The sequence below is a fragment of the Mesorhizobium sp. P171375 genome (assembly GCF_057786075.1).
The window spans coordinates 5,629,554-5,650,018 of the sequence record NZ_JBYNWF010000001.1; the positions used below are offsets into that span (position 1 = coordinate 5,629,554).

Genomic DNA, 20,465 nt, shown 5'->3' on the forward strand with positions numbered 1-20,465 from the left:
TCCGCCTTCCGGCACCTTCTCCCCGTATAGTGACGGGGAGAAGGGGACTATCGCGAATTTCGCTGCTTGTTCTGCCACGTTGGCAATTGGCGAAACCATCGGCAACAGCGTCTTTCTCCCCGTCTCTAGACGGGGAGAAATGTCCGGCAGGACAATGAGGGACGGCGCCATGTTCTCCAGGAAATTCGTTCGCCGCACAGCCATCACAGCAACGACTGTCGCCGGCCTTGCAGTCCTCTCCACCGCTACCCTTTGGCAACTCGACCGCGCCTTCCCGCCGCCGCTGCCCGAAAAGCTCACCGTCTCGACCGAAGTCCAGGATCGCGACGGCCAGCTGTTGCGAGCCTTCGCCACGCCGGACGGCTACTGGCGGCTCGACACAAGGCTCGACCAGGTCGACAAGCAGTTCGTCGACATGCTGGTCACCTATGAAGACAAGCGTTTCTGGGACCATGACGGCGTCGACGTGCTGGCGCTGGCGCGTGCCGCCGGTCAGCTTGTCACCAACGGCCACATCGTTTCCGGCGGCTCGACGCTGTCGATGCAGCTTGCCAGGCTGATCGAGCCACGCGAAAGCCGCAGCCTCGGCTCCAAGCTCAAGCAGATGCTGCGCGCCATCCAGATCGAGCGACGGCTGTCCAAGCAAGAGATCCTCGAACGCTACCTGACCTTGGCGCCCTACGGCGGCAATCTCGAAGGCGTGCGCGCGGCCTCGCTTGCCTATTTCGGCAAGGAGCCGAAGCGGCTGACCGTCTCGGAAGCCGCCTTGCTGGTGGCGCTGCCGCAATTGCCGGAAAAGCGCCGGCCCGACCGCAATCTCGATATTGCCCATGCCGCCCGCGACCGCGTGTTGACCCGCATGGTTTCATCAGGCCTGCTCGGCGAGCGTGAGGCAGCGCGTGCAGCACTTGACGATGTCTCGGGCCTGCGCCGCAAACTGCCGGCGCTGGCGCCGCACGCCGCCTACGCCATGCTGCCCAAGGCCGTCCCCGGCAAGCCGCTGCAGCTGACGATTCGCAAAAGCGTCCAGCAAGGGCTGGAACAGGTGGCGCGCGATGCCGCCATCAAGCTTGGCCCTCGCCTCTCCGTCGCCATGGTGATGGCCGATGCCCGCACCGGCGACATTCTGGGCGAAGTGGGCTCGGCCGATTTCTTCGATGCCAGCCGTTCGGGCTGGATCGACATGACCAAGATCGTGCGTTCGCCCGGCTCGACGCTGAAGCCGTTCATCTATGGCCTCGCCTTCGAGCAGGGGCTGGTGGCGCAGGAAATGCTGATCGAGGACAGCCCGGTCGATTTCGGCGGCTACCGGCCGAAGAATTTCGACATGGGCTATCAGGGCGATGTCTCGATCCGCCAGGCGCTGCAGCTGTCGCTCAACGTGCCGGCGATCCGTGTGCTTGACTCGGTCGGCCCGGCACGGCTGATGGCGCGCTTCCGCCAGGCCGGCGTCAGTCCGGTGCTGCCGATCAACGAGGCGCCGGGCCTCGCCATCGGCCTCGGCGGCGTCGGCGTAACGCTGCGCGATCTCGTCCAACTCTATACCGGGCTTGCCAATGGCGGCAAGGCGAACACGCTGCATGACGGCACCGAGCCGGCCAACGCCGAGCGCACCACCGCCACCATCCTCGACGCCCAGGCGAACTGGCAGATCACCGACATCTTGTCGGGGGTAAAGCCGCCCGAAGGCGCCTTGCAGCGCGGTATCGCCTACAAGACCGGGACCTCCTACGGCTATCGCGATGCCTGGTCCGTCGGCTTCGATGGCCGCTACGTGCTGGGCGTTTGGGTCGGCCGCGCCGATGCGGGCGCCGTGCCCGGCCTGTCCGGCTATGTCTCGGCCGCCCCCATCCTGTTCGAGGGCTTTGTCCGCTCGGGCCTTACCGCTGTGCCGCTGCCCAGCCAGCCGGCCGGCGTCGTCAAGGCCAGGCGCGAAGACCTGCCGGTGACGCTGGCCCGTTTCGGTGCCGGCGCCGACGGGCTGGTGCAGGCAGGTCCGACCGAGCCGGCGCCAACGATCATCTTCCCGCCCAACGGCGCCCGCGTCGATCTCGCCACCAATTCCGCCGATGCTTCGCCGCTGGTGCTGAAGCTGCAAGGCGGCCGCGCGCCGTTCCGCTGGCTCGCCAACGGCAAGCCGCTCGTCGGCATCGACCGCCGCCGTACCGCGACCTGGCTGCCCGACGGCGCCGGCTATTCGACGCTCACCGTCATTGACGCTGTGGGCCGCGCGGCCAGCGTGAAGGTGTTCGTTGAATAGACTCCGTCAGGCGATTCAAAGCATTGGACTTTGCGTCCTCATGCCTTTCGTCTTCGCTCTGCCCGCCTCCGCCGATCCCCTGCCCGCCGGCTTTGTCCGCCTTGCCGATGTCGATCCCACAATCCGCCAAGACATCCGCTATGCCGGCCTGGAAAACTTCTTGCATCGCAAGGCCGACGGCTATGACGCGCCGGTCTGCATCCTCACAAGGCAGGCGGCGCAAGCGCTGTCCGGCGTGCAGAAAGCGCTCGCCACCGATGGCCTGACACTGGTCGTCTTCGACTGCTACCGGCCGGCGCGCGCCGTCGCCGACATGGGCAAATGGACCAGAGCGGGTGGCCCTCCCGACCCGCAATGGTATCCCCTAGTCAAGCGCGGCGACCTCATCGCCAAGGGCTATATCGGCGAACTGTCCACCCATTCGCGCGGCTCGACCGTCGATGTCGCCATTGCCCGCAGCGACGGCAAAAGCACATCATCCGCTGCCTGCGGTGCTACGGGTGCCGGCACGCTAGATTTCGGCACCAGCTTCGACTGCTTCGACCCTACAAGCGAAACCGCCCACCGCCCGCTGGCAACAGAGGCGGCGGCAAACCGCAAAAGACTGCTCAATGCCATGCGCGCCGGCGGCTTCAAGAATTATTCGCGCGAATGGTGGCACTACACGCTCGGGAACGAGCCGTTTCCAAAGCAGCGCTTCGACTTCCCCGTCACTGCGAATTGAAACCACCCGGTGCTACGGCGAATCTCCGCCGCAGCGGCCTTGCCTCAGCGCGGCCCGCTTCTAAATAGCGCCGGACGGCCTGGAGTCGGCCTAGGCTAATATGAGGAAAATGTTTCCTCTCAGCGCGCAATATCGGCGAAAAATTGCTTCGAAGGGCCAAAAAAGGCAACGTTGAATGCATCTAATTTCTATCAATTCGATAGAGTTCAGCCGTCATCAACGGAGGCGGAAATGACCAAACCTCATTTCAGGAAACTGCTCGGCGCACTGGTCGCCACATCGATCCAGTTCGGCACGCTCGGTTTCGCGTTTGCCGATACCACCATTCTCAACGTGTCCTATGATCCGACACGCGAACTCTACAAGGCCTATGACGAGGCCTTCGCCGCCCACTGGAAGGCCGAGACCGGCGAAACCGTCACCATCCAGCAATCGCATGGCGGATCGGGCGCCCAGGCCCGCGCCGTGATCGACGGCCTCGATGCCGATGTGGTGACGCTGGCCCTCGAAGGCGACATCAACGCCATCGCCACCAAGTCGAAGAAGATCAATCCCGACTGGCGCAAGAAGTTCGAGAACAATTCGGCCCCCTACACCTCGACCATCATCTTCCTGGTCCGCAAGGGCAACCCGAAGGGCATCCATGACTGGAGCGATCTGGTCAAGGACGGCGTCCAGGTGATCACGCCGAACCCGAAGACGTCGGGCGGCGCTCGCTGGAACTACCTCGCCGCCTGGGCCTACGCCAATGCCAATGATGGCGGCGACGAGGCCAAGAACAAGGAATTCGTCGGCAAGCTCTACGCAAATGCTCCGGTGCTCGACACCGGTGCCCGCGGCTCGACCGTCACCTTCGCGCAAAAGGGCATTGGCGACGTGCTGATCGGCTGGGAAAACGATGCCTATCTGGCACTCAATGAATTCGGCGCCGACAATTTCGAGATCGTCTATCCGCCGACCTCGATCCTGGCCGAGCCGCCGGTGGCGATCGTCGACGCCAATGTCGACGCCAAGGGCACCCGCAAGGTCGCCGAAGCCTATCTCGGCTGGCTCTACTCCAAGGAAGCCCAGACGATCATCGCCAAGAACCACTATCGCCCGGCCAAGCCCGAGCTGGTGGATCCGGCGGATATCCCGAAAACCCCTGAAATCAAGCTGATCTCCATCGACGATCCGCTTTTCGGCGGCTGGAAGAAGGCACAGCCTTATCATTTCGGCGACGGTGGTATATTCGACCAGATCTACAAGCCGGCCCAGTGAGCTAAAATCTAGATCAGGACGACATGACCATAGCACCCGCCAAGGCGGGGTGGCGGTTCAGACAGCCGAGTGTCATTCCGGGTTTCGGACTGACGCTCGGCTTCTCGCTTGCCTACCTCACGCTCATCATCCTCATCCCCCTGTCGGGCCTCGTTTGGCGTTCGGCAGCCCTCGGCTGGACCGATTTCTGGGCGATCGCCACGGACCGCCGCACCCTCAACGCGCTTGAAATCAGCTTCGGCGCCGCCTTCATCGCGGCGGCTGTCAACGTCGTCTTCGGCACGCTCGTCGCCTGGGTACTGGTGCGCTACCGCTTCCCCGGCCGCCGCATCGTCGACGCTATGGTCGACCTGCCCTTCGCGCTGCCGACGGCAGTGGCCGGTATCGCGCTGACCACGCTCTATGCGCCCAATGGCTGGATCGGCCATCTCCTGGTGCCGCTTGGCATCAAGGTCGCCTATACCCCGCTCGGCATCGTGGTGGCATTGGTCTTCATCGGCCTGCCCTTCGTCGTGCGCACGGTGCAGCCGATTATGGAGGAGATCGACAAGGAAGTGGAGGAGGCAGCCGCCACGCTCGGCGCCAACCGCTTCCAGATCATCACCCGCATCCTGTTTCCGGGCCTGGCGCCGGCCATCATCACCGGCTTCTCGCTGGCCTTCGCGCGCGGCGTCGGTGAATACGGCTCGGTCATCTTCATCGCCGGCAACCTGCCCTACAAGTCGGAGATTGCGCCGCTTCTGATCGTCATCCGGCTGGAGGAATACAACTATCCGGCAGCGACCGCGATCGCCGCGATCATGCTTTTGCTGTCGTTCGTGATGCTCCTGATCGTCAATCTCGCGCAGTCATGGAGCCGCAAGCGCTATGGCTGACCCCGAGATCAAATCCTACGAGCCGCATCACGAGAGCCAGTCGGCCGCGGTGACCGAAAGCCTGCCGGTGCGGCTGCTGCTGATGGCGGTGGCCTTCGCCTTTCTCGTCATCTTCGTGCTCCTGCCGCTGATCATCGTCTTTCACGAGGCGCTGGCCAAAGGCCTCAGTGCCTACACGGAGGCACTCTCCAATCCCGATACGCGCTCGGCGATCCGACTGACACTGCTGGTGGCGGCGATCGCGGTGCCGCTCAACGTCGTCTTCGGCATCTCCGCCGCCTGGGCGATCGCCAAGTTCGAGTTCAAGGGCAAGGCGTTTCTGACCACGCTGATCGACCTGCCCTTCTCCGTCTCGCCGGTCATTTCCGGCCTGGTCTATGTGCTTTTGTTCGGCGCTCAGGGGCTGCTCGGCGAATGGCTGAAGGCGCACGGCATCCAGATCCTGTTCGCCGTGCCCGGCATCGTGTTGGCCACCGTCTTCGTCACCTTCCCCTTCGTCGCCCGCGAACTGATCCCGCTGATGCAGGAACAGGGCAATGGCGATGAAGAGGCCGCGCTCTCGCTCGGCGCCAATGGCTGGCAGACTTTCTGGTATGTGACGCTGCCCAACGTCAAATGGGGATTGCTCTACGGCGTGCTTCTGTGCAACGCCCGCTCGATGGGCGAATTCGGCGCGGTCTCGGTCGTGTCCGGCCACATACGCGGGCTGACCAACACCATGCCGTTGCATGTCGAAATCCTCTACAACGAGTACAACGCCGTCGGCGCTTTTGCCGTCGCTTCGCTGCTTGCCGGCCTGGCGCTGGTCACGCTGGTCTTGAAAACACTTCTCGAGATGCGCTACGGCGCCGAGATCGCCGCGACGCGCGGACACTGATAGAGGGATTTTCATGGAAGTTCGCGTTGCCAACGTGCGCAAGGAGTTTGACCGGTTCCCGGCCCTCCATGACGTATCGCTTGACATCAAGTCCGGTGAGCTGATCGCGCTGCTGGGGCCGTCCGGCTCCGGCAAGACGACGCTGCTCAGGCTGATTGCCGGGCTGGAGCGGCCGACGCGCGGAAAGATCTTCTTCGGCGACGACGATGCCTCGCAGAAGTCGATCCAGGAGCGCAATGTCGGCTTCGTCTTCCAGCACTATGCGCTGTTCCGGCACATGACGGTCGCCGACAATATCGGCTTCGGCCTCAAGGTCCGGCATGGGCCGTCGCGCCCGCCGGCGGCGGAGATCCGCCGCCGCGCCTCAGAATTGCTCGACCTCGTCCAGCTTTCCGGCCTGGAAAAGCGCTATCCGGCTCAGCTTTCCGGCGGCCAGCGCCAGCGCGTTGCACTGGCGCGCGCCATGGCGATCGAACCCAAGGTGCTGTTGCTCGACGAGCCGTTCGGCGCGCTCGATGCGCAGGTGCGTAGGGAATTGCGCCGCTGGCTGCGCGAGATCCACGACCGCACCGGCCACACCACCGTCTTCGTCACCCACGACCAGGAAGAGGCGCTCGAGCTTGCCGACCGCGTCGTGGTGATGAGCCAGGGCCGCATCGAGCAGGTCGGCTCGGCCGACGAGATCTACGACACGCCGAACTCACCCTTCGTCTACTCCTTCATCGGTGAATCGAGCACGCTTCCCGTAAAGGTCGAGGACGGCCAAGTCTGGATTGCCGACCGACCGATCGGGCTGTCCGCGCCGCATGCGCCGAGTGGCGAGGCAGTCCTCTACTTCCGCCCGCACGATGTCGAACTGGTCGACGGGTGCAGCGGCTGCATCGCCGGCACGGTCGCCGCCAGCCGCCGCGTCGCCGGCACCAGGCGCGTCGAACTCGAAATCGGCGGCGAACGCCAGCGGGTCGAAATCGAACTGCCCGTCGACCATCCGGCGGCGCAGAAGAGCCGCGTGGCGTTCAGGCCGCGGCGCTGGAAGCTTTTCCCGGCGACATAGACATCATCCGCCGACTGGCCGAAGCGAATCCGTTTGGAAGGAAATCCTACCAACCGGCTGTTTCAGCAACGCTTTTTCTCATCACCGTTCAATGGACCCGGACTGCGTGTCTGGCGGCATTGGACATCGTCCTATTATGTTGGCGCACTATATCGAAGCATTCGAACCGGCATTCCCAAGGAGCCCTTTTCATGAAGCGATTTTTGCTCAGCGTCGCCACTGCAGCCAGCCTGGTCCTCGCCTCCTCACAAGCCTGGTCGGCCGACAAATTGCTCAACGCTTCCTATGATGTCGGGCGCGAATTGTTCGTCCAGGTGAACAAGGCTTTCATCGCCGGTCATCCGGGCGTCACCGTCGACCAGTCGCATGCCGGCACATCTGCCCAGGCGCGCGCCATTGCCGAAGGCCTCGGCGCCGACGTCGTTACCTTCAACCAGGTCACCGACATCGACTTCCTGGTCAAGAAAGGCCTCGTCTCCGCCGACTGGCAGAAGGATTTTCCCGACAACGCCTCGCCCTTCTATTCGCTGCCGTCCTTCCTGGTGCGCGCGGGCAACCCCAAGCACATCAAGGACTGGAACGACCTCGTGCGCGACGACGTGCAGGTGATCTTCCCCAATCCGAAAACCTCGGGCAATGCGCGCTATACCTATCTGGCGGCCACCGCCTACGCCAAGGAGGCCTTCAAGGGCGACGACGCCAAGGTGAAGGAGTTCGTCACCAAGCTGTTCAACAACGTGCCGATCTTCGACACCGGCGGCCGCGCCGCCACCACCACCTTCGTGCAGCGCGAGATCGGCGACGTGCTGATCACCTTCGAGTCGGAGACGCGCGGCATCCGCAAAGAGTATGGCAACGATAAGTTCGAGCAGGTCACCCCCACGGTCAGCCTGCTCGCCGAGTTCCCGGTGGCGATCGTCGACAAGATTGCCGACGAGCATGGCACGCGCGATCTGGCCAAGTCCTATCTCGACTTCCTCTACACGCCGGAGGGCCAGACCATCGCCGCCGAAAATGGCCTGCGCGCCCGCAACGCTGAGGTCGCGGCAAAATACAAGGCAGACTTTCCCGATGTCCGCCTGCTGACGGTGGAAGACGTCTTCGGCGGCTGGGACAAGGTGCAGAAGGAGCATTTCGCCGCCGGCGGCCTGCTCGACCAGACCTATGGCAGCCGCTGACATCGGCAGCAGCTGGCCTGAAAACGGAACAGGAAAGCCGGCTCTTTGCCGGCTTTTTCGTTTTCGCGCGCCGACAAACGACTTTCACCAGAATCCGGCGGCACATGTGAAAAACGTTACAAAGAATCAACGCCTTTGTGCCTAACCTCTCAACCGGGCGGCTTGTTCTACGCGAAACCGGGTTGTTCAGGCGAAACGTCATGATTTGCACACAAACAACCGCCAGATGCGGGTGGTTGGGGTTTTCATGAACTGAATCGGGCATGCTTACCAAAAAAGGCAAATACGGCCTCAAGGCCCTCGTGCATCTTTCCGGCCTGCCGGTCGGCCAGCTTGCATTCGTCAACGACATTGCTGTCGCCAACAACATCCCGAAGAAATTCCTGGATGCCATTCTGGGCGAACTGCGCAATGCCGGCTTCGTTCTGAGCCGCAAGGGCAAGGAAGGCGGCTATCGCCTCGCCCGGCCTGCTTCCGAGATCAAGATCGGCCATGTCGTGCGCGTGCTCGACGGGCCGCTGGCGCCGATCCCATGCGCCAGCCGCACCCAGTACCAGCGCTGCGAGGATTGCGACGAGGCGACCTGCCAGGTCCGGCACATGATGCTGGAAGTGCGTCAGGCAATCGCCGAGGTGCTAGACAACAGAAGCCTCGCCGCCATGCGCGATGCCGACAATGACGATTTTCCGGTCGAACTGACGTCGCAGATTTAGATAAGTTCGAACCTTGAATGGCGTTCACCATGGCCTTGCCGGTGCCGATTGCGCGCCCGTGGCAGACGCAGTAAAGCGATTTTCGGACGCGCAAGAACAGGTGGACACCGGTCGGATGAGGCTGCCGTGGTTGGGAAAATCCCGGAAAGCCGACCGGACACCGTCGTCCGCCGTTATTTACCATACTGAAATCATCGCCGATCTCCTGGTGCCCGAGCGGGCCGAGCATGTGCGCTTCTTCAGCCGCAAGCTGGTTCGCCCCGGCAAGTTGCGTACCTTCAACAACAGGGATTTTCGCGAGCTGGTGCTGGCCGCCTTCTATCTCGGCGTCGCGGCATTGCTGCCGGTCAGTTGGTGGGCAGCGATCTGCAGCCGCGTATCGGGGCTGCGCCTCAAGCGCCATATCCGCAAGGACTTCGTGCGCTACGCCGCCGCGACGCGCGCGGTGCTCGGCAACGGCATCGATGCGCAAAGGCAGTTCAGGGCCTTGCTCTACGCCAACCACCGCAGGCGATTGCTGCTTGCCGCGCATCTCGTCGGCCACCACTGGTCACCCGATATCCGGCTTGAGGGCCTGGAGGGCCTGCAAGCGGCGCTGGCGCGCGGCCACGGCGCCATCATCTGGTGCGATCAGTTCACGGTCCAGACCATCATCGGCAAGCGCGCACTTTATGAAGCCGGCATCGAGGCGCACCAGCTCAGCGTCAGCGCTCACGGCATCTCCGACTCGACCTTCGGCCTGCGCTTCCTGAACCCGCCAATGGTCCGGGTCGAGAACCGTTTCCTGAAAAGCCGAATCGTCTTCGATCGCAGCGATGCCTACCAGGTCACCGGCCGGATCCAGAAGATCCTTGGCAACAACGGCGTCGTGCTGGTGACCAACACCGTGCATGCCGGTTCGACATTCACCGAAGTCGGCATCGGCGAAAGTGGCTGGACCCACCTCGCCTCGGCGCCGACGAATTTCGCCGCCAGAGGCAAGGCGGCGCTGTTTTCCATGTCGACCTTCGAGACCGATCCGTTCCGCCAGTACCGCGCTATCCTGAGTCCCGAACTGGTGCCGGCCCCGGCGGGAAATTCTGAGCCCACGACAAGAGCCGGCGGCGCCAAGAACATGGCATTGCAGGCCGAGTACATCCTGCTCAAGCGCGACCGCTTGCTGGAGGCGCTGAAACTCTACCCCGAGCAAATGATGATCTGGTCCGGCGCCGACCGGTTCACCGAACGGCCGGAAAACGCCTTGCCCGATGAGGGTGGTTCATGATTTTGCGCCGGCCAGCAGGCTGGCAACGGCGCTAACGATGTCAGCCACTGGACGTGTGGCGTCGACCGTCAGCGCCTGCTCGTCGGCGCCAGGCGGCTCAAGGATGGCGAACTGGCTGTCGACCAGGCTGGCCGGCATGAAATGCCCCTTGCGGGCGTCGACGCGCCGCTTGGCGGTAGCGGGATCGATCTCCAGATAGACGAAAACGATATCTCGGCGGAAACCGCGCAGACGTTCGCGATAGCTGCGCTTCAGCGCCGAGCAGGCGGCGACCACGCCCTGGCCGCTGCCGGCCAGGTCCGCGATCCGCTCGCCAATGGCATCGAGCCAGCCTTCGCGAAGCTGATCGGTGAGCGGCTCGCCGCTCGCCATGCGCGCGACGTTTTCGGGCGGATGCAGCCTGTCGCCTTCGACAAAGACGGCCCCTTCCGCTGCTGCCAGCGCCTTTCCGACGGCAGACTTGCCACAGCCGGCGACGCCCATTACCACGATGGCCCGAGGCACTGGGCCGGGAGCGCCCGTTGGCGCCTGTGCCTCGTCCACGGTCAGCGGCTTGCCGGCGCGCGGCCGTAGAGCAGGAGCATGGCGACGATGACGACGCCATAGATGATCTGCCGGCCGGCCTCGGGCATCTGCATGACGGAAAGGATGGATTGCAGGAGCGTGATCAGGATGACGCCGGCGACGGTGCCGAGATAGGAGCCGCGACCACCGAGGATCGAGGTGCCGCCCAGCACCACGGCGGCGATCGACGGCAGCAGATAGGCGTCACCCATCGACTGCGCCGCCTTGGAAGCATAGCCGGCGAGAAGCACCCCGCCAAAGGCGGACAGCCCGCCCGATATGGCGAAGGCGATCATCACCACGCGCCTTGTGTCAATGCCGGAGAGATAGGCGGCACTCTCACGGTTGCCGATGCCGTAGACGCTGCGGCCGAAGCTGGTGCGTGTCAGCACGAGGACCATCGCAGCACCGATCAGCGCCCAGATGATGACGGCGTTGGGCACGCCCGGAATGGCAAAACCTGTCGCAAGATAACGCATGGCACCGGTGGCCGAATCCTGTGGCGAGAAGCCACCTGTATAGACGACCATGAGCCCTTGCGCGACGGCGTTGGTGGCGAGTGTGATGATCATCGAGGGGATGCGAAGATAGGCGACACCGATGCCGTTGACGATGCCGATCAGCACGCCGCAAAAGATGCCAAACGGAATGGCCAGCGCCACACCGACCGGGCCATAGGCCGCGGCCGCGGCCGCCATCATGGCGCCGACCGCCACCGACCACGGCACCGACAGATCGATCTGGCCGAGCAGGATGACCAGCATCATGCCGGTGGCGATGACACCAAGGAACGACGCCACCTTGAGCTGCTGCAACAGATATTCCGGTGACAGGAAACTTCTGGAATAGAGGCTGCCGAGAAACAGCAACAGCACGATGCAGGCAAAGGCGGTGAGCACCGCCGGATCGGCGCGGCGGATGAATTTCGGCATGCGCCCGGCGATGCCGCCGATGGTCGTCTCGCTCACAGGAACCACTCCAGCCGGTTGCGGACCCGAATCAGGGCGAAGGCGCCGAGGCTGACCGCGATCAGCAGGATAACGCCCTGGAACAGCGGCTGCCAGAGCGGGTCGAAATCGAAGACGAACAGCAGGTCGCCGATGGTGCGGAAGGCAAGCGCGCCGAAGATGGCGCCGATGGCGCTGCCCTTGCCGCCGAACAGCGAAACGCCGCCCAGCACGACGGCGGCGATCGAGAACAGCGTGTAGGCGTTGCCGCTGGCATAGGCCGCGTCGCCCGTATAGGTGAAGAAGGTCAGGAACAGCCCGCCGATCGCCGCCAGCAGCCCGGCAAGCGCGTAGGCGGCGAACTTGCCGCGCCGGATCGGCACACCTGACATGTAGGCCGCCGTCTCGGATGAGCCTGCTGCGTAAGCGGCACGGCCAAGCACCGAACGGCTGAACGGCACCCAGACGATCAGCACCACGGCGAACAGCGCGACCAGGCTCGCCGGCACCACGCCGAACAGGCGCCCGGTGAGCGCATCGGCCAGATCCTCATTGACCGAGCCGCCCGGGAACGGCCTGAGCAGCAGTGCGATGCCGAAATAGACGGCACCCGTGGCGATGGTGGCCACGATCGGCTGCAGTCGGCCGTAGATGACGATGGCGCCATTGATCGCGCCGCACAACAGCCCGGTGCCGAGCACGGCGACGACGCCGAAGGCGGTCTCGAGGCCGGTGCCGATGACCAGCCAGGAGGCGAGGCAATTGGTCAGCGTGAAGATCATGCCGACGGAAAGGTCGATGCCGGCGGTGATCACCACCAGCGTCTGCGCCATGGCGACGAAGGCGAGCAGCACGCCCTTGTTGGAGGCCGTCTGCACGACATTGGCGGTAAATCCCGCCGGATGGTTCGCGGTGTAGATCGCGAACATGAGGATGAAGATGGCGAACGCCAGCAGCGTTCCGCGTTGTTCGGCAAGCCAGTAGCGCCAATCCTTCACGCGTCCGCTCCGTGGCTAGGGGCGGCGTCGCCGCCATGGATGTTGAGTGCGCTGGCAATCAGCGCCCGTTCGGTGATCTCGGTGCCGACCAGCTCTCGCTTGACCGCGCCGTCATAGAGCACCAACACCCGGTCGCAGCAGCCGATCAGCTCGTCATAGTCGGTTGAGTAGAACAGGATAGCGGCACCCGCGTCCGCAAGCTTGCGCATCAGTTGATACAGCTCTTGCTTGGTGCCGACATCGATACCGCGCGTCGGATCGTTGAGCAGGATGATGCGCGGCTGGCGCATCAGCCATTTGGCGATGACGACCTTCTGCTGGTTGCCGCCCGACAGCGCGCCGACCGGAATGTCGAGGCCCGCCGTCTTGATCGCCAGCAGCCCCACCATGTCGTCGATCAGCCGCTGCTCGGCGGCGCGGTCGATGATGCCGCCTTTGGACAGCCGGTCGAGAGCCGCGAAGGAGAGGTTTTCGCGCACCGTCATCGGCAGCATCAACCCTTCCGTCTTGCGATCCTCGGGGATCAGCGCCATGCCGATCCGGTCGTCGCGCGCCGCCGCCGGGCTGGCGATCGCCACCGGCTTGCCATCGATCAGGATCTCTCCGGAGAGACCGCGCAGCACGCCGAAGAAGGCAAGCAGCAACTCGCGCTGGCCCTGGCCGTCGAGGCCGCCGAGACCCACCACCTCGCCGGCCGCGACGGTCAGCGAGACATTGTCCAGCCGGTCTGTCCACGACAGGTTGCGCGCTTCAAGGACCGGGATAGCAGTAGCCGGCAGGCGCACTGGCTTGGGCGGAAAAATATGGCTGTATTCTCGCCCGATCATCAGCTCGACGACCTCATTGTCGCTCTTGGAGCCGGCGGCATAGCTGGCGACATTGCGGCCGTTGCGAAACACCGTGCACTGGTCGGCGAGCTCTGCGATCTCGTTCATACGGTGCGAGATGTAGAGCAGTGCCAGCCCTTCCCCACGCAACCGCTTCAGCACCGCGAAGATCTTGGCGACATCGGCAGCAGCCAGCGCCGACGTTGCCTCGTCGAGGATCAGGATGCGCGGCTTCCTGGCCAATGCCTTGGCGATCTCGACCATCTGCCGTCTCGAAAGCGGAAGATCCTTGACCAGCGCCAGCGGATGGATGTCGGCCGCACCCGCGCGTGCCAGCGCCTCTTCGGCGATGCGGCGCTGCGCCTTGCGGTCGATCATGCCGAACCGGGTTGGCGGATCGGAAATGACGATGTTGTCGGCGACGCTGAGCTCGGGGACCAGCGACAGTTCCTGGAAGATGCAGACGATGCCGGCCTGGTTCGCGGCGGCCGGCGAGGCAAAGCTGACCTCACGCCCGTCCAGCGTCATCGTGCCCTCGTCGGGCGCCACCACGCCGGCCATGACCTTGATCAGCGTCGATTTGCCGGCGCCGTTTTCGCCGAGGATGGCGTGGATGCTGCCCGATGTGACCGAAAGTTCGGCCTTCTCCAGCGCACGCACGCCGCCATAGCGCTTGGAAATACCTTCCATGCGAAAGAGTGGAGCTGCACCGTCCATCAGCCCTCCGGGGCAGTTTTATGGATTGAGATGGCAAGCGGTTCGGCGCCGCGGAGCATCCCGCGGCGCCGATTGTGCAGCCTATTGGTCGGCCTTGGTCTGGCCCATGATTTCCTGCGCAGTGAAATTGATGCCGCAGGTCGGGAAGGAATTGCCGACGAAGAAATTGTCGGACTGGTCAGGGAAGTAGTCCTGGCCTTCCTTGAAGTTCGGATCCTCGACGATGGCGAGCGGCAGCTTGACCGATTGCGGTACGACCTGACCCTCAAGTGCGGCGATCGCCGTCTTGATGGCGACCGCGACCTGGGCAGGGCCAGTGCCGGCCGAGGAGCATTTCAGGCCGTCCGCCGCGTGCGCCGCGCAGAACTTGCGGAAACCGTTCTCGGTTTCGCCGCCGAACGGCACGAACGGATGCTTGGCGTCGATCATCGCCTGGACGATGCCTGTGTCGCCGCCCTGGCCGGTGATGCCGACGAACGGACCATTGGTTGCGATCGCGTCAGCCGTGACCTTCTGCGCTGTCGGATCATCCCACTTGCCGGCGACTTCGGTGACGTCCCATTTCTTGCCCGAGGCGTCGAACGCCTCATGGATGCCGTTGTGGCGGTCGGTATCGACCGACGTGCCGGCAACGCCGCGCACTTCAAGTATCTTGCCGCCATCCGGTATATGGTTGATTAGCCATTTGCCCCACAGTTCGCCAAGACCCTTCTGGTCCACGTTGACGTTGATAGCGTCCTTGGTGTCGAGGATGTTGTCGAAGGCGACCAGCACGACGCCGGCTTCCTTGGCGCGCTTGATGACCGGCCCGAAGGCGGTCGGATTCTGCGCGTTGACGACGATCGCGTCAAAACCGGAATCGATGAAGTTGTTGATCGCTGAGATCTGCGCCGGCACATCCTCGCCGGTCGATACGACCTTGAATTCCTTCAACTTTGCCGCGACGTCCTTCTGCGCAGCGTAGGCCTTGGCCGTCTGGATCATCTGGATGCGCCAGGTGTTGGCGATATAGCCGTTGGCGAGCGCGATGCGGTATGGGCCTTCCTTCTTGGGGAATTTGAAGAACTGTGTATCGGCCGCCCACGGCGCGAAGCAGTCGGGCTCGGCTGCTGGTCCCTTGACGACTTCAGGTTCGGCCATGGCCGACGAACTCAGCATGACGAATGCAGTGGCGGCAACGATGCCACCAACAAGTGACTTGATCATCGATATTCCTCCCAGTTGCAGTTTAATTTTTGATGCTGCTTGCCGTGGTGCGTTTTTCCACGCCCGGCGAAGGCCCTCCAGCCTTGCGGGCGGCACGTCTCAAGGGCCTGAAGCCGGCCCGATCCCCTCCCCCTCGCCGCTTCACGGGCGAGAAACGAAACCTAGCATATTATACATAATAAACAAGCATGAGCTGTTGCTTATGTATAATAAACAGGCGTGGCTCCTCAACCACAACGCCTGTCTGATAAAAATGGTAGCGCTACCATGACGTTGTGTAAAGCACCATTTGCTGAGGTCGCCAAAGCGTGTTCAGCGCGCCGTGCTCTCGCGGGGCTTGAGTTCGAAACCGAGATCGACAACCCGCTGCTCAGGCCTTCGCCCGGCGATCGCCGCCAGCGCCATGGCAACAGACCGGCGACCGATTTCATAGCGAGGAGTGCGGATGCTGGTGAGCGGCGGGAACGCCGCCTGCATCATCTCGAGGTCGTTGAAGCCGACAATGCCGATTGTCTTCGGCACGTCGAGTGCGGCGCTATGGCATTCGAACAAAACCCCGAGCGCGATATCGTCATTGTTGCAGAAGACGCCGTCGAGCGCCGGCATCTTGGCCAGCGCATGGCGAAGCAGCTCGCGGCCGAGCGACACGCTGGACAACAGCGGCGTGGTGGTGATCAGCCGCGGGTCGAACAGGCCGGCCTTCTCCATTGCCGCGCGATAGCCGGCAAGGCGCCGCTGCGAGCGCGGATCCATACGCGCACCGATGAAGCCGATCCGCCGGTAGCCCGCCTTGATCAGGTGCTCGGTCGCCGTGCGGCCGCCGTCGAAATGCGAGAAGCCGACCAGCATGTCGACCGGATCGGGCCCGGTCTCCATCACCTGCACCACCGGGCAACCGGCGCTCTCCAGCAGTTTTCGCGAGGTCGGTGTCTGGTCGATGCCGGCCACGATCAGCGCCGCCGGACGCTGCGGTGCGAACACCTGCAGCAGGCGCTCCTCCTCGAGGCCGGAATAATGGGTGTTGCCGAGCTGGACGCGGAACGGGCCGTCCGACAGGCTGTCATAGATGCCGCGCACCACTTCGGCGAAGACGTTGTTGGTGAGCGACGGCACCAGCACGCCGAACACATCGGCGCGCGCCGAGGCCAGCGCCCGCGCATTGGGATCCGGCACATAGCCGAGCTCGTCGACTGCGGCTTGGATCTGGCGGCGCAAATCCTGGCTGACGCGATCGGGCTCGCGAAGCGCTCGCGACACGGTGATGGCGCCGACGCCGGCCTTGCGCGCGACATCGGCGATCGTCGGGCGGCCGCCGCCGCGGCGCGAGCGCGGCTTGGTCACGGTCCTGCCCTCTGCACCGCGCGCGATTGCGACTTCGTCGTCTCTGTCGCCATGTTTGTCCGGCTTCCCCACTACGCCATGCCAGCTTGGCGTCGCGCAGCCACTGACGATTGTCAAGCTGACGGCGGTTTCCAACTCCTTGACAAAGTTGGGCGGTCTACGTCATTCATGGATGAAGGGAAAAGGGAGGACGTATAAATGAAGAAAACATATGAAAAGCCGGCGCTGAACAAAAAGGACCGGCTGTCCGCAGTGACAGCATCACCACCAGCCTCACAGATCCCGCCGCCGCCGCAGCCGCCAGCTTGAGGTGTTTGGAGGCGCGCAGCCTCCATCGGTAAGAAATGGCAAGTCCGCCACGACTGATTGCCGCCCATCATACGTGAATGATCAGCAACATTCGACGGGCATCGTCAAGGCGGGCAAATTTCAAACTGAGACACTACCGCGGGCTGCGGCCTCGCCGGCTGGAGTCTTCAGGCCGTAACCATGGCCGGGCGCCGCGCCCGCCAAATCAGCAGCAGGATAGCTCCAACGTTGACCAGGTTCCACGCGATCCCGTTGAGGAACGCGGCCGCGTAGGAGCCGGTCAGGTCGTAGATCCAGCCCGACATCCAGCCACCTATCGCCATGCCGAAGATCGTCGCCATCATGACGATGCCGATACGCTGGCCGGCCTCCTTGGCGGGCAGGTATTCGCGCACGATGATGGCATAGCAAGGCACGATGCCGCCTTGCGACAGGCCGAACACCAGCGACACGACATAGAGCGAGGCAAGCCCGTCGAACGGGATATAGAACAGCAGCGACAGGCATTGCAGCACGGAACCGATAAGCAGGGTTTTCACGCCGCCGATGCGGTCGGCGACAAAGCCGGAGGCGAGCCGGCTGACGACGCCCGCGGCCATCATGATCGACAGCATGTCGGCGCCATGCGCGATGCCGTAGCCGAGATCCATGCAATAGGCGACTATGTGCACCTGCGGCATCGACATTGCCACGCAGCAGCCGAGACCGGCGATGACCAGCAGCATTTGCAGTGCCGCCGGCGAGATTGATATCGGCTGTACAGGCCGGTTTCCCGGCGAGCCGGCCGCTGCCGCGTCCGGAGCGCCGCGCCGCAGCAACAGCACCAGCGGTATCATGGTGAGCAGACAAAAGACGCCGATGGCGGCATAGGTGAAGCGCCAGCCTTCCGCCTTGATCAGCGTCGGCATGATGGTTGGCCAGAGCGCTCCGGCGAGGTAGTTGCCCGCGGCCGCCGCCGTGACGGCGACGCCGCGTCGACGGTTGAACCAGTGCGAAATATCGGCAATCAACGGTCCGAAGATCACCGATGAGCCAAGGCCGATCAGCACCCCCTGGGCAAGGGTAAATTGCAGGATCGACGTCGACGCCGCGGCGAGCAGGAGTCCGGCGGCGAGTGCCACCGAGGAGATCAGCGCCGGGATCCAATAGCCCATGCGATCGATGGCGCGGCCGACCAGCACATTGCCGGCGGCAAAGCCCACCATGGTTGCGGTGTAAGGCATCGATGCCGCCGCGCGGTCAACGCCGAATTCGGCCTGCACGGCCGGCAACACCACCACGACGGCCCACATGCCGACGGCGCCAATCGTCGCCAGCAGGATCGAGATGGCGAGACGCATCCAGGCATAGGAGCTGTCGATGCCAGGGTTGCTCGCCGGGTTGGCGACGATGGGGGTCAAGGCGTTTCCTGTCCGCGGTTCCGGGAAGTCGACTGCCGCCACTATCGGCGCATTCGCGGCGACGGGCAGCGCCACAGGGCCCCGATCGGTGGCTCCAGCGGCCAGGCGATTTTTTCGGGAACCGGCAACGCTCTGCCTGAGTTTTGCGACAGGAAGGAGTTTGCCATGACCGCGAAGAAAAAATGGTCAGCCGAGGTGACCGAGCATAGCGATGCGATGGACCTTCAGGAGCACATCTTCGAAGCCGACGACGCCAAAAGGATCGCGGCTTCGCTCAAACGCTCGGCCGAGCACAGCGACCGGCGCAAGGCCGAGCCGTTCCAGTCGGCGATGTCGATGCTGAATTTCTACATCAATCGCGCCGGCAAGAACCTCCCGCAGGCCCGCCGGAAAGTGCTTGAGGATGCCAAGGACGAACTGCGCGTCGCCTTCGGTCGGCCGGAGCAGGACTAGCCCTCACAATTGGCTCCGCCAAATTCGCTTGAACTGGACCTAGTGACAGGTCCTCTTTCCCTCCAGTTTGCCAGCCTCGGCATTGCGTTCCCCAAGCCTGCAAAGTGGCGGCATGACGGTCAAGATCGGCATCAATCCCATCACCTGGAGCAATGACGATGTTCCCGAACTCGGCGGCGACACGCCGCTCGAGACCTGCCTGTCGGAAACCTGGCAGGCTGGCTATCGCGGCACCGAGCTCGGCGGCAAATTTCCCAGGCGAAGCGACGAGCTTGGAACGATCCTGTCCTCCTATCGGCTGGAGCTCGTCTCCGGCTGGTATGACGGCCGCATTCTCGACCGCACGGTCGACGAGGAATTCTCCGCCATCACGCCGCATCTGACCTTGCTGCGCGACCTCGGCGCCAAGGTTGTCGTCTATGCCGACACATCACGCGGTCGGCATGACGGCATCTTTGCCCCGATCTCGCAGCGCCCGCGTCTCGCCGATGACGAATGGGCCGCCTATGGCGAGAAGCTGACCGAGCTCGCCGACCGCATGGCCGCCTTCGGCGTCGGCATGGCTTTCCATCATCACATGGGCACCATCGTCGAGACCGATGAGGAGGTCGACAGGCTGATGGCGGTCACCGGGAAATCTGTCGGCCTGCTGTTCGACACCGGCCATTGCCTGTTTTCGGGCGGCGACCCGGCCTCTCTCCTGAACCGGCATCTCGACCGCATCGTGCATTTCCATTGCAAGGACGTCCGCGCGGCCGTGCTGGAAAAAGCGCGGCGCCAGGACATGAGCTTCATGGCTGCGGTGATGGAGGGGATTTTCACCGTGCCCGGCGATGGTTCCGTCGATTTCCTGTCGCTGCTGCAGCCACTCGCCAAACGCGGTTACGAAGGCTGGATCGTCGTCGAGGCCGAACAGGATCCGGCCAAGGCGCATCCCTTGACCTACGCCACGAAGGGTTACGCTTCGCTTCTCGCCACGGCCCGCAAGGCCGGGTTTGAGGTAGCGACACGGGACTTGGCCTGACCACAGCCGGGGGGCTGGTGGTTGGCCGGTGGGCGCGCGCCTCGGTAGGGGTAGCGACGCGAAAGCGCCCGGCGATCCGCGCCGCCGTCCTCCCCTGGCGGCGCGGATCGAGCAATTCTCGGCACCGGCTTGGGAGGTCGGATTTTAGACCCCGGAGTTTCCGGCCGCAGAGTTTCCAGCTTGAGGCTGGCGGCAAGCCGTGCCTTGATGCAGGTGGAGGAGCGATATGGCATTCGAGGCGGCACTCGGCATGGAACGGCTTTGCACCATCCGCAAGATTGCGCAAAAGGCGGAACTCGGCGCCGCCACCGTGCATCGCGCGCTGAAGAACAGCGAGGTCCATCCCGAAACCAGGCGGCTGGTGCTCGACACCGTCTGCCTTCTCAACGAAGAGAAGATCGCCCGCGCAGCCAGGTTCATCGGAGACTAGAGCATGATGCCGAAAAGTGTGAAGCGGTTTTCGGACGACATCAT

19 protein-coding genes are annotated in these 20,465 nt (G+C 63.8%); 12 read left to right on the forward strand and 7 right to left on the reverse strand.

All coding sequences use genetic code 11. The features are described 5' to 3' along the window. Window positions 1-169 precede the first annotated feature (169 nt). The 9 genes from pbpC to ACYHH6_RS27525 all read left to right on the forward strand — a co-directional run bounded on the left by pbpC (window position 170) and on the right by ACYHH6_RS27525 (window position 10,205). Window positions 170-2,260, forward strand: coding sequence for a penicillin-binding protein 1C (gene pbpC / locus ACYHH6_RS27485; protein WP_352583777.1), 2,091 nt, complete (start codon window positions 170-172; stop codon window positions 2,258-2,260). A gap of 40 nt (window positions 2,261-2,300) precedes the next feature. Then, window positions 2,301-2,984 (forward strand): M15 family metallopeptidase, encoded by a 684-nt coding sequence (locus ACYHH6_RS27490; protein ID WP_352583775.1) that lies wholly within the window; start codon window positions 2,301-2,303, stop codon window positions 2,982-2,984. A 231-nt stretch (window positions 2,985-3,215) separates the two neighbouring features. Next, window positions 3,216-4,244 (forward strand): sulfate ABC transporter substrate-binding protein, encoded by a 1,029-nt coding sequence (locus ACYHH6_RS27495; RefSeq protein ID WP_352583773.1) that lies wholly within the window; start codon window positions 3,216-3,218, stop codon window positions 4,242-4,244. Window positions 4,245-4,267: 23 nt separating this feature from the next. Then, window positions 4,268-5,119 (forward strand): sulfate ABC transporter permease subunit CysT, encoded by an 852-nt coding sequence (gene cysT / locus ACYHH6_RS27500; protein ID WP_352583771.1) that lies wholly within the window; start codon window positions 4,268-4,270, stop codon window positions 5,117-5,119. Then, the gene (cysW, locus tag ACYHH6_RS27505; protein WP_352583769.1) at window positions 5,112-5,996 is read left to right on the forward strand and encodes a sulfate ABC transporter permease subunit CysW; all 885 of its coding nucleotides are present in this window, start codon (window positions 5,112-5,114) and stop codon (window positions 5,994-5,996) included. Before cysT ends, cysW begins: the two co-directional genes overlap by 8 nt. 13 nt (window positions 5,997-6,009) lie before the next feature. Further along, entirely contained in the window at window positions 6,010-7,050 is a 1,041-nt protein-coding gene (locus tag ACYHH6_RS27510; RefSeq protein WP_352583767.1) for a sulfate/molybdate ABC transporter ATP-binding protein, read from the forward strand. A gap of 191 nt (window positions 7,051-7,241) precedes the next feature. After that, window positions 7,242-8,228: a sulfate ABC transporter substrate-binding protein gene (locus ACYHH6_RS27515; RefSeq protein WP_352583765.1), complete on the forward strand. Its 987-nt coding sequence runs from the start codon at window positions 7,242-7,244 to the stop codon at window positions 8,226-8,228. Between the two features lie 263 nt (window positions 8,229-8,491). Beyond that, window positions 8,492-8,941, forward strand: coding sequence for an RrF2 family transcriptional regulator (locus ACYHH6_RS27520; protein WP_112394487.1), 450 nt, complete (start codon window positions 8,492-8,494; stop codon window positions 8,939-8,941). 115 nt (window positions 8,942-9,056) lie between these two features. Further along, on the forward strand, window positions 9,057-10,205 hold the full coding sequence (locus ACYHH6_RS27525) for a hypothetical protein (protein ID WP_352583763.1): 1,149 nt from the start codon (window positions 9,057-9,059) through the stop codon (window positions 10,203-10,205). Here ACYHH6_RS27525 and ACYHH6_RS27530 read toward each other — a convergent pair. The 7 genes from ACYHH6_RS27530 to ACYHH6_RS27560 form a co-directional block, all read right to left on the reverse strand. Next, window positions 10,200-10,688 carry a gluconokinase gene (locus ACYHH6_RS27530; protein WP_352584333.1) on the reverse strand — a complete coding sequence of 163 codons (489 nt, stop codon included), beginning with the start codon at window positions 10,686-10,688 and terminating at the stop codon, window positions 10,200-10,202. The two genes, ACYHH6_RS27525 and ACYHH6_RS27530, sit on opposite strands and share 6 nt — an antisense overlap. A 62-nt stretch (window positions 10,689-10,750) precedes the next feature. Next, the gene (locus tag ACYHH6_RS27535) at window positions 10,751-11,737 is read right to left on the reverse strand and encodes an ABC transporter permease (RefSeq protein WP_352583761.1); all 987 of its coding nucleotides are present in this window, start codon (window positions 11,735-11,737) and stop codon (window positions 10,751-10,753) included. After that, entirely contained in the window at window positions 11,734-12,714 is a 981-nt protein-coding gene (locus ACYHH6_RS27540) for an ABC transporter permease (protein ID WP_352583759.1), read from the reverse strand. Before ACYHH6_RS27540 ends, ACYHH6_RS27535 begins: the two co-directional genes overlap by 4 nt. After that, window positions 12,711-14,258 carry a sugar ABC transporter ATP-binding protein gene (locus ACYHH6_RS27545; protein WP_488500492.1) on the reverse strand — a complete coding sequence of 516 codons (1,548 nt, stop codon included), beginning with the start codon at window positions 14,256-14,258 and terminating at the stop codon, window positions 12,711-12,713. Before ACYHH6_RS27545 ends, ACYHH6_RS27540 begins: the two co-directional genes overlap by 4 nt. A gap of 81 nt (window positions 14,259-14,339) precedes the next feature. Beyond that, entirely contained in the window at window positions 14,340-15,464 is a 1,125-nt protein-coding gene (locus ACYHH6_RS27550) for a sugar ABC transporter substrate-binding protein (protein ID WP_352583755.1), read from the reverse strand. A gap of 312 nt (window positions 15,465-15,776) precedes the next feature. After that, window positions 15,777-16,805, reverse strand: coding sequence for an HTH-type transcriptional regulator GntR (gene gntR, locus ACYHH6_RS27555; RefSeq protein ID WP_352584331.1), 1,029 nt, complete (start codon window positions 16,803-16,805; stop codon window positions 15,777-15,779). A gap of 476 nt (window positions 16,806-17,281) precedes the next feature. Continuing rightward, window positions 17,282-18,454 carry an MFS transporter gene (locus ACYHH6_RS27560; RefSeq protein WP_352584329.1) on the reverse strand — a complete coding sequence of 391 codons (1,173 nt, stop codon included), beginning with the start codon at window positions 18,452-18,454 and terminating at the stop codon, window positions 17,282-17,284. A 225-nt stretch (window positions 18,455-18,679) separates the two neighbouring features. Between ACYHH6_RS27560 and ACYHH6_RS27565 the strand changes: the two genes are divergently transcribed. The 3 genes from ACYHH6_RS27565 to ACYHH6_RS27575 all read left to right on the forward strand — a co-directional run bounded on the left by ACYHH6_RS27565 (window position 18,680) and on the right by ACYHH6_RS27575 (window position 20,421). Next, complete coding sequence (locus tag ACYHH6_RS27565; protein ID WP_352583753.1) at window positions 18,680-18,967, forward strand: DUF3175 domain-containing protein; 288 nt, start codon at window positions 18,680-18,682, stop codon at window positions 18,965-18,967. Between the two features lie 112 nt (window positions 18,968-19,079). Next, window positions 19,080-19,991: a myo-inosose-2 dehydratase gene (gene iolE / locus ACYHH6_RS27570; RefSeq protein WP_352583751.1), complete on the forward strand. Its 912-nt coding sequence runs from the start codon at window positions 19,080-19,082 to the stop codon at window positions 19,989-19,991. Between the two features lie 226 nt (window positions 19,992-20,217). After that, window positions 20,218-20,421, forward strand: coding sequence for a hypothetical protein (locus tag ACYHH6_RS27575; protein ID WP_352583749.1), 204 nt, complete (start codon window positions 20,218-20,220; stop codon window positions 20,419-20,421). Window positions 20,422-20,465: the final 44 nt, after the last annotated feature.

What these genes read in the sequence shown, in the direction of transcription:
- pbpC (WP_352583777.1), top strand. Translation starts at nt 170, where the DNA reads ATGTTCTCCAGGAAATTCGTTCGCCGCACAGCCATCACAGCAACGACT.
- ACYHH6_RS27490 (WP_352583775.1), top strand. Translation starts at nt 2,301, where the DNA reads ATGCCTTTCGTCTTCGCTCTGCCCGCCTCCGCCGATCCCCTGCCCGCC.
- ACYHH6_RS27495 (WP_352583773.1), top strand. Translation starts at nt 3,216, where the DNA reads ATGACCAAACCTCATTTCAGGAAACTGCTCGGCGCACTGGTCGCCACA.
- cysT (WP_352583771.1), top strand. Translation starts at nt 4,268, where the DNA reads ATGACCATAGCACCCGCCAAGGCGGGGTGGCGGTTCAGACAGCCGAGT.
- cysW (WP_352583769.1), top strand. Translation starts at nt 5,112, where the DNA reads ATGGCTGACCCCGAGATCAAATCCTACGAGCCGCATCACGAGAGCCAG.
- ACYHH6_RS27510 (WP_352583767.1), top strand. Translation starts at nt 6,010, where the DNA reads ATGGAAGTTCGCGTTGCCAACGTGCGCAAGGAGTTTGACCGGTTCCCG.
- ACYHH6_RS27515 (WP_352583765.1), top strand. Translation starts at nt 7,242, where the DNA reads ATGAAGCGATTTTTGCTCAGCGTCGCCACTGCAGCCAGCCTGGTCCTC.
- ACYHH6_RS27520 (WP_112394487.1), top strand. Translation starts at nt 8,492, where the DNA reads ATGCTTACCAAAAAAGGCAAATACGGCCTCAAGGCCCTCGTGCATCTT.
- ACYHH6_RS27525 (WP_352583763.1), top strand. Translation starts at nt 9,057, where the DNA reads ATGAGGCTGCCGTGGTTGGGAAAATCCCGGAAAGCCGACCGGACACCG.
- ACYHH6_RS27530 (WP_352584333.1), bottom strand. Translation starts at nt 10,688, where the DNA reads ATGGGCGTCGCCGGCTGTGGCAAGTCTGCCGTCGGAAAGGCGCTGGCA.
- ACYHH6_RS27545 (WP_488500492.1), bottom strand. Translation starts at nt 14,258, where the DNA reads ATGGACGGTGCAGCTCCACTCTTTCGCATGGAAGGTATTTCCAAGCGC.
- ACYHH6_RS27550 (WP_352583755.1), bottom strand. Translation starts at nt 15,464, where the DNA reads ATGATCAAGTCACTTGTTGGTGGCATCGTTGCCGCCACTGCATTCGTC.
- ACYHH6_RS27560 (WP_352584329.1), bottom strand. Translation starts at nt 18,454, where the DNA reads ATGCGTCTCGCCATCTCGATCCTGCTGGCGACGATTGGCGCCGTCGGC.
- ACYHH6_RS27565 (WP_352583753.1), top strand. Translation starts at nt 18,680, where the DNA reads ATGACCGCGAAGAAAAAATGGTCAGCCGAGGTGACCGAGCATAGCGAT.
- iolE (WP_352583751.1), top strand. Translation starts at nt 19,080, where the DNA reads ATGACGGTCAAGATCGGCATCAATCCCATCACCTGGAGCAATGACGAT.
- ACYHH6_RS27575 (WP_352583749.1), top strand. Translation starts at nt 20,218, where the DNA reads ATGGCATTCGAGGCGGCACTCGGCATGGAACGGCTTTGCACCATCCGC.